This window comes from Vicingus serpentipes, assembly GCF_007993035.1.
Taxonomy (GTDB): domain Bacteria; phylum Bacteroidota; class Bacteroidia; order Flavobacteriales_E; family Vicingaceae; genus Vicingus; species Vicingus serpentipes.
The window spans coordinates 61,627-77,555 of sequence record NZ_VOOS01000006.1 but is presented as its reverse complement, the minus strand read 5'-3'; the positions used below and the strand labels follow the sequence as shown (position 1 = coordinate 77,555).

General features: G+C 31.6%; 13 protein-coding genes and 1 tRNA gene. 2 read left to right on the top strand and 12 right to left on the bottom strand.

The window, feature by feature from the left end; all coding sequences use genetic code 11:
- The first annotated feature begins 86 nt into the window (after positions 1 to 86).
- Complete coding sequence (gene ispG, locus FRY74_RS11750; protein ID WP_147101845.1) at positions 87 to 1,997, top strand: (E)-4-hydroxy-3-methylbut-2-enyl-diphosphate synthase; 1,911 nt, start codon at positions 87 to 89, stop codon at positions 1,995 to 1,997.
- 3 nt (positions 1,998 to 2,000) lie between these two features.
- Here ispG and FRY74_RS11745 read toward each other — a convergent pair whose 3' ends face one another.
- From FRY74_RS11745 to FRY74_RS11710, 8 genes are all read right to left on the bottom strand, one after another.
- Entirely contained in the window at positions 2,001 to 2,222 is a 222-nt protein-coding gene (locus tag FRY74_RS11745) for a hypothetical protein (RefSeq protein ID WP_147101844.1), read from the bottom strand.
- 49 nt (positions 2,223 to 2,271) lie between these two features.
- Positions 2,272 to 2,670: a DUF1987 domain-containing protein gene (locus tag FRY74_RS11740; protein ID WP_147101842.1), complete on the bottom strand. Its 399-nt coding sequence runs from the start codon at positions 2,668 to 2,670 to the stop codon at positions 2,272 to 2,274.
- A gap of 1 nt (position 2,671) precedes the next feature.
- Positions 2,672 to 3,208, bottom strand: coding sequence for a SiaB family protein kinase (locus FRY74_RS11735; RefSeq protein WP_147101840.1), 537 nt, complete (start codon positions 3,206 to 3,208; stop codon positions 2,672 to 2,674).
- Positions 3,205 to 5,418, bottom strand: a complete 2,214-nt coding sequence (locus FRY74_RS11730) for a tetratricopeptide repeat protein (RefSeq protein WP_147101839.1) — start codon at positions 5,416 to 5,418, stop codon at positions 3,205 to 3,207. The genes FRY74_RS11735 and FRY74_RS11730 overlap by 4 nt, the downstream gene beginning before the upstream one ends.
- A 121-nt stretch (positions 5,419 to 5,539) precedes the next feature.
- Positions 5,540 to 7,900, bottom strand: a complete 2,361-nt coding sequence (locus tag FRY74_RS11725) for a ribonucleoside-diphosphate reductase subunit alpha (protein ID WP_147101837.1) — start codon at positions 7,898 to 7,900, stop codon at positions 5,540 to 5,542.
- 33 nt (positions 7,901 to 7,933) lie between these two features.
- Positions 7,934 to 8,911, bottom strand: coding sequence for a ribonucleotide-diphosphate reductase subunit beta (locus FRY74_RS11720; RefSeq protein ID WP_223265883.1), 978 nt, complete (start codon positions 8,909 to 8,911; stop codon positions 7,934 to 7,936).
- Between the two features lie 375 nt (positions 8,912 to 9,286).
- Positions 9,287 to 9,856 (bottom strand): DUF3109 family protein, encoded by a 570-nt coding sequence (locus tag FRY74_RS11715; RefSeq protein ID WP_147101834.1) that lies wholly within the window; start codon positions 9,854 to 9,856, stop codon positions 9,287 to 9,289.
- A 1-nt stretch (position 9,857) separates the two neighbouring features.
- Positions 9,858 to 10,880: a threonine aldolase family protein gene (locus tag FRY74_RS11710; RefSeq protein ID WP_147101833.1), complete on the bottom strand. Its 1,023-nt coding sequence runs from the start codon at positions 10,878 to 10,880 to the stop codon at positions 9,858 to 9,860.
- An 83-nt stretch (positions 10,881 to 10,963) separates the two neighbouring features.
- Here FRY74_RS11710 and FRY74_RS11705 point away from each other — a divergent pair.
- Positions 10,964 to 11,034 (top strand) — tRNA-Cys (locus FRY74_RS11705).
- A gap of 55 nt (positions 11,035 to 11,089) precedes the next feature.
- Here the strand turns inward: FRY74_RS11705 and porN are convergent.
- The 4 genes from porN to porK are packed head-to-tail and all read right to left on the bottom strand — an operon-like array spanning position 11,090 to position 15,847.
- Complete coding sequence (gene porN / locus FRY74_RS11700; RefSeq protein WP_147101831.1) at positions 11,090 to 11,929, bottom strand: type IX secretion system ring subunit PorN/GldN; 840 nt, start codon at positions 11,927 to 11,929, stop codon at positions 11,090 to 11,092.
- A 30-nt stretch (positions 11,930 to 11,959) separates the two neighbouring features.
- Positions 11,960 to 13,639 carry a type IX secretion system motor protein PorM/GldM gene (porM, locus tag FRY74_RS11695; RefSeq protein ID WP_147101829.1) on the bottom strand — a complete coding sequence of 560 codons (1,680 nt, stop codon included), beginning with the start codon at positions 13,637 to 13,639 and terminating at the stop codon, positions 11,960 to 11,962.
- Between the two features lie 42 nt (positions 13,640 to 13,681).
- A complete protein-coding gene (gene porL / locus FRY74_RS11690; RefSeq protein ID WP_147101827.1) occupies positions 13,682 to 14,494 on the bottom strand; it encodes a type IX secretion system motor protein PorL/GldL in 813 nt (270 codons plus the stop codon).
- Positions 14,495 to 14,545: 51 nt separating this feature from the next.
- Positions 14,546 to 15,847 carry a T9SS ring complex lipoprotein PorK/GldK gene (gene porK / locus FRY74_RS11685; protein ID WP_147101825.1) on the bottom strand — a complete coding sequence of 434 codons (1,302 nt, stop codon included), beginning with the start codon at positions 15,845 to 15,847 and terminating at the stop codon, positions 14,546 to 14,548.
- Between the last annotated feature and the right edge of the window lie 82 nt (positions 15,848 to 15,929).

Below are 15,929 nucleotides of genomic sequence, written 5' to 3'. Positions count from 1 at the left end.
AAAAAGAATTATGCCAGTATTTTGATTGAAAAAACAAAGCTATTGCTGCCCTATAAATAATTATATTTGCAAAAAAAATATAAGGTATGTATTGCAGCAGTCTAACAGAATATCAGCGATTTAAAACAAGAGAAGTTAAGGTGGGTAATATTGGTATAGGTGGTAATAATCCTATTCGTATACAATCCATGACAACTACTGATACTATGGACACAATGGCTACTGTAGAACAATCGATAAGAATGATTGATGCTGGTTGCGAAATTGTAAGAATTACTGCTCCAAGCAAAAAAGAAGCTGAGAATTTAGCCAACATAAAAGCCGAATTGGTAAAAAGAGGTTATAACACTCCACTTGTAGCAGACATTCATTTTACGCCAAATGCCGCGGAAATTGCCGCTAAAATTGTAGAAAAAGTTAGGGTTAACCCTGGTAACTATGCCGATAAAAAGAAATTTGAAGAAATTGAATATACTGATGAATCTTATAAAGATGAATTAGCAAGAATTAGAGAACGTTTTATCCCTTTGGTTAAAATATGTAAGGAGCACGGAACTGCTATGCGAATAGGAACTAACCATGGTTCTTTATCAGATAGAATTATGAGCCGCTATGGGGATTCTCCCCTTGGAATGGTAGAATCTGCAATGGAGTTTTTAAGAATTTGTAGAGAATTTGATTACCACAACATTGTACTTTCTATGAAAGCAAGTAACACCTTAGTGGTTGTTCAAGCTTACCGTCTTTTGGTTAGTAAAATGATAGCCGAAGATATGAATTACCCGCTTCATTTAGGAGTTACTGAAGCTGGTGATGGTGAAGATGGAAGAATAAAATCGGCAGTTGGAATTGGAACTTTATTAGAGGATGGTTTAGGTGATACCATTAGGGTTTCATTAACCGAAGAACCTGAATTTGAAATACCTGTTGCAAAAGATTTAGTTAAGCGATACAACAATAGAAGTGGACACGATAAAATTGAAGAAATAACTACAAACCCTCTAACTTCATTTGAATACAACAAAAGAAAAACAAACGAAGTATTAAACATTGGAGGCAAAAATGTACCCGTTGTTGTTCACGATTTTTGCGCAAAAGATAAAATTACTCCTGCATCTTTTTTTGCTTTAGGGTATAATTATTCTGTTCCATTAGACAAATGGAACCTAACCGACATGGCTTGTGACTTTGTTTTTTTAGGCAACAATGTTCTTGATTTTGAGGTTCCTGGCACTTTAGGATTAATTTACAATTATAAAACTTGGATAAGCCATCAAGATAAAGGATATCCATTTTTAAATGCTAAGGAATACACTGAAACTAATGAGTTATCAGCTAAAATGAACATGGTTTATGTTACCCTAGCAGATTTAAACTCAGCTTTAATCTCTAAACTAAAAAATGATCCTACAGCTGTTTTAATGATTGATACTTATAACAAACATGGAATGGCAGAACAACGTAAGTTGTTTACAGAATTAATGAATAACGAATGTTCTACTCCTGTTATAATAGGTAGAGCTTATGGCGATATTACTGCAAACGAAATGCAACTTCATTCCTCTACAGATATGGGTGCATTATTAGTTGATGGGCTTGGCGATGGCGTTTTTATTGCTGCCGAAAACTGTGGTAGCGACAAAATGATAAATGATACTGCTTTTGGTATTTTACAAGCTACAAGAACTCGAATTTCTAAAACGGAATATATTTCTTGCCCAAGTTGTGGCAGAACGTTGTTTGACTTACAAGAAACTACCGCTAAAATTAGAGCCGTTACATCTCATCTTAAAGGGGTTAAAATTGGAATTATGGGTTGTATTGTTAATGGCCCAGGAGAAATGGCAGATGCCGATTATGGATATGTTGGAACAGGCATTGGAAAAATCACTCTTTACAAGGAGAAAAATGTAGTTCAAAAAAATATTCCCGAAGCTGAGGCTGTTGAAGCTTTAATTAACTTAATTAAAGAACATGGTGATTGGGTTGAAGCTTAAAAATTATTTTCTAAGCCAAACAAAAAACTTTTTATTAATAAAAGGAATATAAAACCAAGCCATTACCACCACTAAAATTAAACTCATAATTAGCGTTTTTAATGCTGGGTGAAAATCGTTTATGTTTGGTAATAAAATTAAAGACAAGATAGTAACTGCTGGATAAATAAAAATCCAAACTAGTAAAGCAAACTTCCACTTTTTAGGCACAGAGTTTTGATTCATAATTTTCTAAAAATAAACTACTAACTATTAATAAAATTTAGCTATTTGATTAAAGTTGAATAAAATTAAATTTAACTCCCATCATGTCCTCAAATTCTTCTCCAGCTTCTTGCATATCTTCATCCATTTCTTCGTAGTACCAGTTTATATTTAGTGTTACTCCATTATCAAATTTGGATAGCATTGTTATAATATCCATTATATACTTTGCTGAAGATGAATTAAAATATTCAAACTTGAAATTACAGTCAATTTTAATAGAAGCGTTGTTTAAGTCTTTTAAAAAATAAAGATGCTTCCAATAATTATCTAACCATTCTATTACAGGGCTATAAAATTGTTGAACATTTTCTGGTCTTGAATCACCTTGAAACAACAATGTATGATTATTGTGATCTAATTCAATTAGTGGTGTATTTTCAGTTGCTTCTACTTTATAATTTTCCATTTTATTTATTTTTTACATGAACACTTAAGCTGAAAAAAAGCTCGTTTTCACTGAATTTATTAAAGGTATAATTTAATTTTGATCTAGATTTAAGAGCAATATCTGTCATACCTAAACCAGCTCCTCCTCTTTCTGATATGCTTCCATTTGTAATAATATTTCGATAATGAGCCTTTAACTCATCTCTACTCATATTATTTAACTCATCGATATTGTTTTTAAGGGATTCTTGCTCATTTGTTGGAATTAGATTTCCAACCGTAATCAAAAAGCCATCTTCAGGTTGAGATAAAATGAAAATAGCTTCATTTGTATTTTGATCTCCATGCTCTGAATGTTTATGAATATTTTCAAGGCATTCAACAAGTATGTTATACGTTTTCTTTGCAGATGTTCTATCGTGCTCTGGGCTACTTAAATTTATTTTAGCAGTCTTTAAAAGTCCATTTACAACATCATAATTGAAATTACCATGATAAGCACAGATAATGTTATCTGACTTCATGGTTTTATATAAATCAAAAATTGTACTTATCATATTTTTATGCCCATTATAAGAATATCATCTAACTGCTCTCTATCCCCTTTCCATCTTTTTAATTCTGCTTCTAACTGTATTTTTTGTTCAGCTAATGAAAGTTCTGAAATTTTTGTGAGAAGTTCTCTAAAAGGTCCATAAAAATATTTTTTTCCTTCCGATCCTCCTTTTTGATCAGGATAGCCATCAGAAAAAAGATAAAGCAAATCTCCAGTTTGCAAGTCGTAAGTCTGTAAAGATATTTTTTTAGTTGCCAAATGATCAGGATTTCCTAGTTGATATCGGTCTGTCTTAAATTGAACAAGTTCATTATCTCTAACTAAATACATTGGATTATATGCTCCAGCTAATTGGAGCTGTTTCGTTTCTAAATTAATAGAGCACATCACTAAATCCATTCCGTCTTTAACCTCTTCTTCTCCTTCAGATTGTAATCTATTATATAATTCTTTACTCAATTGCTCAAGTATTAAATCTGGTCTAATAATATTCAATTCTCCAACAATTTTATCTAAAATATTAGTTCCTATCAAACTCATAAACGCACCAGGGACTCCATGTCCTGTACAATCTGCTACTGTAAATAAAATTTCTTTATCTGTTTTATATCCCCAATAAAAATCACCCGAAACAATATCTTTTGGTTGATAAAAAATAAATACATCTTGAAAAAATGCTTTAAATGGTTCTTCAGAAGGCAATATTGCTTTCTGAATTTTTTTAGCATAATAAATGCTATCTGTAATCATCTCATTTTTTGTACTTAACTCACTGTTAATATCCACAAGAGCTAATCTTTGCTCATCAACAACATTTTTTTGCTCTTCAATAAGTTTCTTTTGTTTTTTAATAATAAGGAATCGATTATAGAGAAAAAGAATAAAAACAATAAGTCCAATAAGCCCAATTGAAATAAAAATGATAATTAGATTTTTTTTCTCCTTCTCTTGTTCGGTAATAATTTTTCTTTTCTCTTCTTCAAGTATTAATTCTTGCTCTTTTTGTTGAAAAGCATAATCTAATTGTTGTTTGTAAACCGACTTTTGATTATCCATGTTTACAATACTATCACGCATTTCATAGCTTAAACCATTCATTTTCAAAGCTTGTTCAAACATTCCTAGTTTTTCATACACTTCGCTTAATAAATTTGATGTATTTCTAATCGATTCAGGAAACCCCAATTTCAATGCATCTTGATGAGCAGATTCGGCAAGTTTAAGTGCTTTTTGAGTTTCTCCTTTTTCCATTAAAAGAGGAGAAATCCCTACTTTAGAAGCAATTTTTCCATCCAAATAATCGGCATCTTCTGATATTTTAAGTGATTCCATAAAAACAGATAAAGCCTTATCTTCTTGGTAGTTTTTTGCATATAATTCACCAATGCTCTGTAAAGATTCAGCCATTCCTGCTTTAAACCCTATTTCTTTTCTAAGTTGATAGGAGATATCATAATATACTATTGCTGAATCAAACTCTTGCTTTTGAAAAAATAATTTCCCTATCTGTTGATGTGCAATAGCTTGAACGTGTTTATTATTGTATTTTAAACTGCTTTTTAAGGCTTTTCTATAATAAAATTCGGCTATAGAATCTTCTCCTTGTTGTTGATAAATGGTTGCAATATTATTGTTTACAACAATTGTTCGTTCTTCATCACCAATATCTTCTCGAATTTTTAACGCCCTTAAATTATAATTCAGTGCTTTTTCTACATCACCAATATTGTAATAAGCTTTACCTAGATTATTTAAAGTTGAAGACAAGCCTATTTTGTCATTTGTATTTTCAAACAAATCCATAGCTGCCTTATAATTTTCTATTGCTAAAACTGTTTTCCCTTGAGAATCGAATAAAAACCCGATATTATTAATAGCTGATGCCTTATATGAAAAAAAGTGCTCACTATAGCCATCAATTAAGTTCCTATCTGCTATTTCAATTAGTTTTCTATTATATTTTGGCCATAGTTTTTCATCCCAACAATTCTCTGCTAAATGTGCAACATATTCAATTAATAATGAGTCGTTAGCCGCTTTATTCGCTAAAGGAAGAATAGAATCTAAAAGGTGCTTATCATTATCATCTAAATTAGCAATGCCTATTCCTGTTGTATCAATGATATAATAATCAGACTGAGCAGAAACTTCTACTGCAATAAAAATTAATATGTAAAACAGAATTTGTTTCATTACTGCAATTCGTTTCAAATTAAATAGAGAATAATCAAAGATAAATAAATTAAAAAGACATACCGGGGCTGTTCAATTAAATAAAAAACGCCCCGTTTAATAACTAAGGGCGCTTTTTGAAGAAGGTATCTTTTTGTAGTTATCCACTACACATTTCACAATTATCTGGATTATCTAAAGAACATGCCAAAGCAGCTTCTGCTTCTTCTTTTAACTGCTGAGCAGTCGGTTGAGCAATAGCATCTTTTGTTACTGTAAATTTAACAGCATCACGAGCAGCTTTGGTTCTTAAATAATACATTCCCGTTTTCAATCCTTTTTTCCATGCATAAAAATGCATTGATGTAAGTTTTGCAAAATTTGGATTTTCCATAAATAAGTTCAACGACTGAGACTGACAAACAAATGCCCCTCTATCTGCAGCCATATCAAGAACTGTTTTTTGTTTTATCTCCCAAACTGTCTTGTATAATTCTTTTAAATTTTCTGGTATTTCTGGTATGTTTTGGATAGAACCATTTTCAGCCATAATTCTATTTTTCAACTCATCATTCCAAATACCTAATTTATTTAAGTCTCTTAATAAATGTTTATTCACTACAATAAATTCTCCAGACAACACTCTACGTGTGTATATGTTCGAAGTATAAGGTTCAAAACATTCGTTATTTCCTAAAATTTGAGAAGTAGATGCTGTTGGCATTGGAGCTAACAATAAAGAGTTTCTAACTCCGTATTTAGCTACTTCCTCCTTCAATACATCCCATTCCCATCTGTCAGATGGTGTAACTCCCCACATATCATATTGGAAAATTCCTTGCGAAACTGGAGAACCTTTATAGGATTCATAAGCGCCATCAACTTTTGCTAGATCTTTAGAAGCAGTCATTGCTGCATAATAAATAGTTTCAAAAATTTCTGAATTCAATTTTTTAGCTTCCTCCGATTCGAAAGGCATTCTTAACAAAATAAATGCATCAGCTAATCCTTGAACACCTAATCCTATCGGTCGGTGACGGAAGTTAGAATTACGTGCTTCTTCAACTGGATAGTAATTATTATCAATAATTCTATTTAAGTTTTTAGTTGCAACATAAGTAATGTCAAATAATTTTTGGTGATCAAATTTACCTTCAATTACAAATTTAGGCAATGCTAAAGAAGCTAAATTACATACTGCAACCTCATCTTTAGAAGTGTATTCCATAATTTCAGTACACAAATTAGAAGAACGAATTGTTCCTAAATTCTTTTGATTAGACTTCTCATTACATGCATCTTTATAAAGCATATATGGAGTTCCTGTTTCAATTTGCGATTCTAATATTGTATTCCATAATTCACGCGCAGAAATAGTTTTTCTTCCTTTACCTTCTTGCTCATACTTTGTATATAATTTTTCAAATTCTTCTCCATAAGTATCATAAAGTCCTGGGCACTCATGTGGGCACATTAAAGTCCAATCAGCATTAGCTTCAACACGCTTCATAAATAAATCAGGAGTCCACATTGCATAAAATAAATCTCTAGCTCTGTTTTCTTCTTTACCATGATTTTTCTTCAAGTCAAGAAAATCGATAATATCTGCATGCCAAGGTTCTAAATAGATAGCGAAAGAACCTTTTCTCTTTCCTCCACCTTGATCAACATATCTAGCAGTATCATTAAATACCCTAAGCATTGGTACAATCCCATTTGATTCACCATTTGTTCCTTTTATATATGAACCTGTAGCTCTAACGTTATGTATGCTTAAGCCTATTCCTCCAGCAGATTGAGAAATCTTAGCAGTTTGCTTTAATGTATCATAAATACCTTCTATACTATCGTCTTGCATACTTAACAAGAAGCAAGATGACATTTGAGGCTTAGGTGTTCCTGCATTAAATAAAGTTGGTGTAGCGTGTGTAAACCATTTTTCAGACATTAAATTATAAGTCTCAATTGCAGCTTCTATATCTTCTTTGTGAATTCCAATTGCAACACGCATTAACATGTGTTGTGGGCGTTCTGCAATTTTGCCATCAAGCTTTAACAAGTAAGCTCTTTCTAATGTTTTAAAACCGAAATAATCGTAATTAAAATCTCTATCGTAAATAATCGCAGAATCTAAAGCTTCGGCATTATCTCTAATTACTTCATAAACATCTTTAGCAATCAATGGAGCTTCCTCTCCTGTTTTTGGATCAATATAGTTGAAAAGCATTTCCATTGTTTCAGAAAAACTTTTCTCAGTATTCTTATGAAGATTAGACACTGATATTCTAGAGGCTAACAATGCAAAATCAGGATGTTGGACAGTCATTGTTGCTGCAACTTCAGCTGCTAAATTATCAAGTTCCGAAGTTGTAACACCATCATAAAGTCCTTCAATAACTTTCATTGCAACTTTAGTAGGGTCTACAAGGCTATTTAATCCATAGCAAAGTTTTTTTACTCTAGCAGTAATTTTGTCAAACTGTACAGCTTCTTTTTTTCCGTCTCTTTTTTGTACAAACATTTTGTATCAGGTATATTAAGGGTTGTTTATAATTTAAAAATCTTCGTCAAGGCTAAAAGCATCATTTTGTTCACTTCCAGAAGAAACTCCTGCTTTTTGGTATTCAGCAACTCTTTTTTCAAAGAAATTTGTTTTACCTTGTAATGAAATCATATCCATAAAATCGAATGGGTTTGTTGTGTTATATACTTTTTCACAACCTAATTCATTCAATAATCTGTCAGCAACAAACTGAATATATTGATTCATTAAATCAGAGTTCATTCCAATTAAACGAACTGGTAAAGATTCAGTAACAAATTCCGCTTCTATATCAACTGCATCAGTAATAATTTTTGTTATTTTTTCTTTACTAAGTTTATTTACTAAATGGTTGTTATATAAAAGACAAGCAAAATCCATATGCATTCCCTCATCTCTAGAGATCAACTCATTTGAAAAAGTAAGTCCTGGCATAAGGCCTCTTTTTTTCAGCCAAAATATAGAGCAAAAGCTTCCTGAAAAGAAAATTCCTTCAACAGCTGCAAAAGCAACTAATCTTTCAGCAAAGCTTCCATTATCAATCCATCTTAAAGCCCAATCAGCTTTTTTTCTTACTGGAGGAAAAGTGTCTATTGCATTTAATAGATAATCTTTTTCTTTGTTATCTTTAATATAAGTATCAATTAAAAGCGAATAAGTTTCAGAATGAATATTCTCCATCATTACTTGAAAGCCATAGAAAAATTTAGCTTCAGTATATTGTACTTCACTTAAAAAGTTTTCAGCTAAGTTCTCATTTACAATACCATCGCTAGCTGCAAAAAACGCAAGAATATGTTTAATAAAGTAACGCTCATCTTCAGTTAGTTTATTATCCCAATCATTTAAATCTTGAGATAAATCAATTTCTTCTGCAGTCCAAAAACTTGCTTGTTGATCTTTATAAAATTTCCAGATATCATCATGCTGAATTGGAAACAAAACAAACCTATCTGGATTTTCCTTTAAAATAGGTTCTTCATTTGCAATAATTGTATTTTTTGGTAATACAGCTTCAATACTTAATTCTTCTTTTGTTTTTGTAGTTTCTTCCATAGTTTGGCCCTGTCATATTATTCAGCTAATCATTTGAAAAACAAAGAATTAACTGATGTTTAAAATAAATAAATCCGGAAAGTTTCAATTGAGAAACAAATCAGTTTACAAAAGTTCATAAAAAAGATACGCTGGACAACATAAAAGAATTCACAATTATTTGAAGTTTTCAACATTGTAAATCAACAAATTTTTGTGGATAAAATAATATAAAAAGACATAGCCTTAGTTATGATTGATATCTTAATTAATGGAAAGGATGTTTTAGTTGGTCAAATAAAAAAAAGGTTTTGTCGAACCAATATTTTTTTATATTTTATTAAAGTTGTGATCAACCAATTCTAATTCATTAAACCATTTTTCTCCAAATCTTCTAATAAGAGGTTCTTTTAAAAATTGATATACTTTAACACCTAGCTGTTCTCCTAATACACAAGCATCATCACAAATATCCCAATAAGCATAATTAACAGCTGTGAATGTTTCATACTCATTCAATCTAACAGGAAATAAATGACAAGATATTGGTTTTTTCCAATCAGTTTTCCCGTCTAAGTATGCTTGCTCTATTCCACACTTACTTGTTCCATCTTCTTCAAAAACAACATAAGCACATTCTTTATTGTTTATTAAAGTAGTAACATAATCACCATCAGTGTCTACAGTATATAAATTTTCTTCTAATGCTTTAATAGATTGGTCTGATAAATATTCCTTTACTATAGGATAAACCTCTTCTAATTTTTTTAACTCGTCTTCATCTAATGGTGCACCAGCATCACCTTCAACACAACAAGCACCTTTACAAGCTTTTAAATTACAAACAAATTTTTTCTCTAAAAGAACTTCTGAAATTATAGTATCGTTAATATGAATCATCTTAAAATTTTATATTTCGCAATATTTTTATTGTTTCACTTAGCATTTCATCAGTAAAATCGAGATGAGTTACTATTCTAATTAATTGAGAACCGAAAGCTGATACTTTCAAATTGTGTTCTGCTAGTCCTGAAATTAAATTATTTAAATCAACATTATCATTTATTTCAAAAATCAAAATATTGGTATAAACTGGCCAGATGGTTTTTATAAACGACAATCCTTCAATATTATTTGCTATTTCTCTAGCTCGAGAATGATCATCTTTTAATCTATCTACATTATTATCAAGGGCAAAAATTCCGGCCGCAGCTAGATACCCTGCTTGTCTCATGCCTCCCCCTAAAATCTTACGTATTCTTCTTGCTTTAATAATATCTTTTTTAGATCCTACAAGTAAAGAACCTACTGGGGCTCCTAGTCCTTTTGACAGACAAACAGAAATTGTATCAAAATATTTACCTAAATCTTTTTCAGAATAATCTGATTCTACAATTGCATTAAAAACTCTAGCACCATCCAAATGAAACTTTAAACCTTTCTCTTCGCATAATTGTTTAATTCTAATAATATCATCAAGTGTATATATTGTTCCTCCTCCTTTATTACAAGTATTCTCTAATACTACTAGTTGTGATTCAGGAAAATGAATATCATTAGGGTTAATAGCTTCTTCAACCATCTTAACATTTAATCTACCTCTATCTCCTTTTAATAATTTAGTAGCTAAACCAGAATTAAAACCAATACCTCCTCCTTCATATTTATAAACATGTGATAATTCATCACAAATTAATTCACCTGGAGAATTTGTATGAATTTTAATTGCTATCTGATTAGTCATAGTCCCAGACGGACAAAACAAAGCATCTTCCATTCCAAATAAATTAGCAACTTTTTGCTCTAATTCCTTAACAGTTGGGTCATCACCCAATACATCATCTCCAACTTTAGCTTGCCACATAGCATTTAGCATAGCATCAGATGGTCTTGTAACTGTATCACTTCTTAAATCAATAATCATAAACTAAAATTATAAGTTATAAAGTTCGAAATTTAAATCGAGCATAATAAAAATTATTGTTAAATTTGTATTCCTTTTAGAAGGGTCGCGTGGCCGAGTGGCTAGGCAGAGCTCTGCAAAAGCTTCTACGGCGGTTCGAATCCGTCCGCGACCTCAAACAAAAAAGCCTTATAGTTAACTATAAGGCTTTTTTGTTTATTATGATAACACTAAAAGTGCCATAAATCATGCTCATAATTAAAGATATCTTCTTTGATTTTATCTCCTTCTAACAAAAGATCTAATCCCTTCAAATAACTCTTATTATTTCTATCATAAACATTTGAACGCTTAACAATATAACTGTTAAACATTCTTTTCCAGAAAATATCTTCAAATGTTCTTCTTTCGGCATCATTTTGACGATTAAAAACATCATAATTAGCAAATACATAACGAGCTTCTGGAAAATAAACCCAAAACATTGGCATTTTACCTTTCGACTCCCCTGTATTTTCATCAATGTTGTTTCTAACTGGTGCAATACCTAAAATACGAACATCCATAATTGATCTTTCTCTATCAAAAAACCATTCTTCTTTTAAACGATATTCAACTATATCTTGAGCAGAAAAATCATTATAAACAGAATCTGAAGCACCTAATATCTCTTCTCCCCATTCATCATATTGCTTATTTTCTTTCCACTCACCCATCTGAGTCTTAGCTTCAGCTTTTGTTAATTGAATTGTAAATTCATCATCATTAACATCATAAGCAGTAATAGTTCCTTCTAGAATTCCTTCTTTAAGTACGTCATATAAACATTTTCTATCTTGAATAGGAGTAATAGGATAATAAAGAGGGTGATTTATTTTTTCACGCAAATCTATAGTTCGCCAAACTCTTCTTTGCCACATAACATCGGCTTCTCTAACATGAGTATATGGTATAACTCGTCTTGTTGGAGTATTTTCCTTTATCCAAGGCTTATCCAATACTTTGTTCTGAGCATAAATGCTAAACGAACAAAATACAAGTAAACATAATATTAAAGACTTTCGTAACATAATAAACCTCCTTCTTACTAATTTTAACTATTAAATTATTTTAATGTTAATGTTTGCTAATTCTCTGGTACTTCCATCAGGCATTTTAACTTTCATAGATTCTAAGTAAAATCTTTGACCTCTAGAAGCTTTTTTCACCATGCTTTGCGCTTTAGAATCTAATCTATTACCAACGCATTTAGCTTCAGTATAATCCCCATTCGAAGTTGTTCCTAAAGTAAATGAACCAACAGCAACTTTCAAATCAAATTCAAACCCTTCCATTTTAGCTTGAATAACACCTCTACCTAAATCACCTTTAGACATAACACATGTACCTGTTTTACCAGCTATATATGGAGTAGGGTTAGGAATTTTCTTAACTCTAAATTCACTCTTACCTAGATTAACAGTTTTACCTGATTCATCAGTTCCAGTAACATTTATAGTTACCTTTCCAGCTTTTGTAGGTCTCATAATATACTGACCTTGCCCTTTCCCTTGCTTTAATCCAGGTGCTGAAGCTTTAAAGTTAGGCATTGGTGCAGATACTGATACAGGATTATCAATTCCCATGTAGAATACATTCATTGCAGATGCAGCAACAGTTGTAGATGGTTTACCAACTTCAAAAGTATTTGCAAAAGGAAATACTTTAGGTCCTTTTTTAGTTTTAACCTTAATTATTCCTCCCCATTCATGAACTCCCATTCCTTGCTTTACAGCTAAATAACCTTTCCCACCTTTAATGTCTTCTAGTTTATACCATCCATCAGTACCAGCAGAAGTTGCTTCCCAACTATCTTTCTTAGTTCCTTGCATGATCTTATTCTCATCAGTTTCACCTTTAAGAATTAGAGAACTATCAACTTGACCAATGAAAATTTCTGGTTCAACTCTATCATCATAAGCTGCAGTGAATATTTCAGCTTTAAAAGTATCTCCATCCATTACATAAGCTTTCTTAGTGTAAGCAAAACCGTCAACTTTATTAAATGATACTCCTCCGGCATCAATATTTTCATAAAGTTTAGCAATAACTTCAGCTTCAGCTGTTCTAACATCAGATTGTAATTTAGAAAGCATAGTAATTGTAGCAGCTAATGGAATATGGTAGAAAACACCTACTTCCCATGGATCTTCTCCTCCACTACTATTTTTAACAGGTAATGTTTTTAAATATGCAATTTTAGATGCTATATCTTCTTTTATTGCTTTATCTTCAAAAACAGATAGAGCTCCTGTTTCAAAAGCATTCATTTTTTCTCTTAAAACAACACCACTAAACTCTTCCAATCCAGGTACTTTAGTTGGTTTTTGAGGATCTGCAATACCCATAACAAATGTTGGCTGATCATAATTATCTTTAGCACTAACATTTCTTACATTAATAGTATCAGCAACCTCTTTAGGAATACCATCAGTTAACTCAATTATTTTACTTTTTAGCTTTTTAATATGGTCATCCATATCATCTGCTAATTTTTTCACCTTATATGCTTTATCAGCAAATCCTTTTGCAGCAGGGCTTTCATTAGCTGCTCTATCGAAAGCTTCATAATAAAAAGCATTTTTTTCTGCAAATGTTGTTTTTGTAGACTCAATACCGTCATTAATTACTAAAAATGAATCCAAAATTGATTTAGAAACGTTCATCGCAAGAAGCGCAAGTAATACAAGGTACATAAGACCTATCATTTTCTGCCTTGGTGGCAATTTTCCTCCAGCCATAATTTAATCGATTTTAAATATTAATAAATTAATTTAATTAAATTATGCTCCAGCTGGAACACTCATTGCAGTTAACATATTACCATAAACAGTATTCAATTTAGATAAGTTAACCGATAATTCAGAAATATTTTCTTTATAACGCTTAGTATCTTCAACTGAATCAGATAAATTAGTCATTAATGTATTGATACCTTCATACATTGCTGTCATTGTCTCAGCTTGTTGTTGAGAGCCTGTCAGTTGAACTTCATATGATTTATTTAAAGCTTCTAAAGTAGATGCCATTTTTTGTAATTCTTCTCCAGTAGATGAACCAGATTGAGCTGCATCAGATAAACCTGTTAAAGCTTGTGAAGCTTGAGCATAAGTATCAGCTAAGTCAGAAACTTTTGTTGATGCATTTTTCAAACTATCTGTATAATCATTAGTTGCAACAGATGCGTCAGAAATTTGAGATAATTTATTTGCATTATCACTTAAACTTCTTAATCCTTGACCTAAACTTTCAATTAATTCAGGACCAATTTTTGCTTCTGATAACATATCATCTAATTGTTCAGTTACAGGTTTATTAGAGATTGAATGACCTCCATGACCATGTCCTTCATCCATCCCAGCTAATTCAGGATATACTAATGTCCAATCCAAATCCATATGAGGTGGCTCAAATGCTGAAATAGCGAAAATTGCAGCCTCAATTCCTAATCCTGCAATTAAGAAAAAAGAAGATCCAGGCCAGTGCATAATCTTAAAAAGTGCACCAATAATTACAATTGCGCCTCCCCAACCGTAAATAATACCCATTACGGTTTTACCTTTTTTTGTTTCAAATAAAAATTCTACAAATCCCATAAGTTTTAGTTTTTAAAAGTTAATTATATAGATAGGTTAATAAATTACTAATTATAAATTGTCGTCTTTGGCTCTTCCTAAATACGTCATCACGCATCTAAATCCAATATAACACTTAGCAGTATCTTGATACTCGTAAGTTCTTGTTGATGTTTGTAAATAATACCCAACATCTTTCCATGAACCTCCTCTAATTACTTTTCTTTTTAATGAAGGAGGATCATTTTCTTTAGCGTCATACATGTAATCTGGATTTAAATCATGTGCAAAATTATATGCAGACTCATCAAATGCGTTACTTGTCCACTCTGCAACATTTCCAGCCATACAATATAATCCAAAATCATTGGGATTGTAAGAATTAATTTTTACAGTATGGAATCCACCATCATCTATGTAGTTCCCTCTCATAGGCTTGAAGTTACCTAAGAAACAACCTCTACTATTTCTAATATAAGGCCCACCCCAAGGGTAAGGACTTAAGTCTAAGCCACCTCTTGCAGCCCATTCCCACTCCGATTCAGTAGGTAGTCTAAAGTCATTAACTATGGCTGAGCCATTACCAATTAAAAAACTTTCTAATAATTGAGTTCTCCAGATACAAAACGCAGTAGCCTGTTTCCATGAAACACCTACAACAGGATAATCATCATATGCCGGGTGCCAAAAATAATTTTTAGTCATTGGCTCGTTAAATGAGTATGTTAAATCATGTATCCAAGCAAGTGTGTCAGGGTAAACATTTATAACATCTCTCATAATAAACTTAGATCTATCCATACTAAACGCATGATCTTCTGAATCACGGCTTTCTCTTTTAGCAGCTCTTCTATAATCTATCCAATAGTACTCGTAGTTTAGTTTACGAGCATCTAACTCTCTTCTTCTATAAAATCTTTCAGCAGGAGAATAAAACATAGGTTCTAAAGCTTCTCTTGCTTCAGGTTCATCCCATTTTAGTTTAGTATACCAATCTAATAATGGGGGATCAATTTCTTCTCCATAATCATTTTCTGCTATAGAAAATGCTTCTTCATCAACTTCTTCAGCCATAATTCTTCTAGCCATAGAATCTCTTACCCAATAAACAAACTGTCTATATTCGTTATTAGAAATTTCTGTCTGATCCATATAAAATGCTTGAACCGATACAGTTCTTGTTTGTGCTGTTAAAGAATATGGTACATCTTGATCTGATGGACCCATATTATAACTACCCATTGGTATGAATAACATCCCAAATGGATCTGGTTGATACCACTCCTCTCTTCCTTGCACACCAATCAACTCTCCATTCCCTTTGCTACAAGCATAAAGAACAACTACTGCTAATAATATTAATATTCGTTTCATGTTACCTCCTTCTTTAATTCTACTTAATATAAAGTAGTGAAATCGTTTTTAAAGTTAACGACAAACTGAGTTTTAACGTATA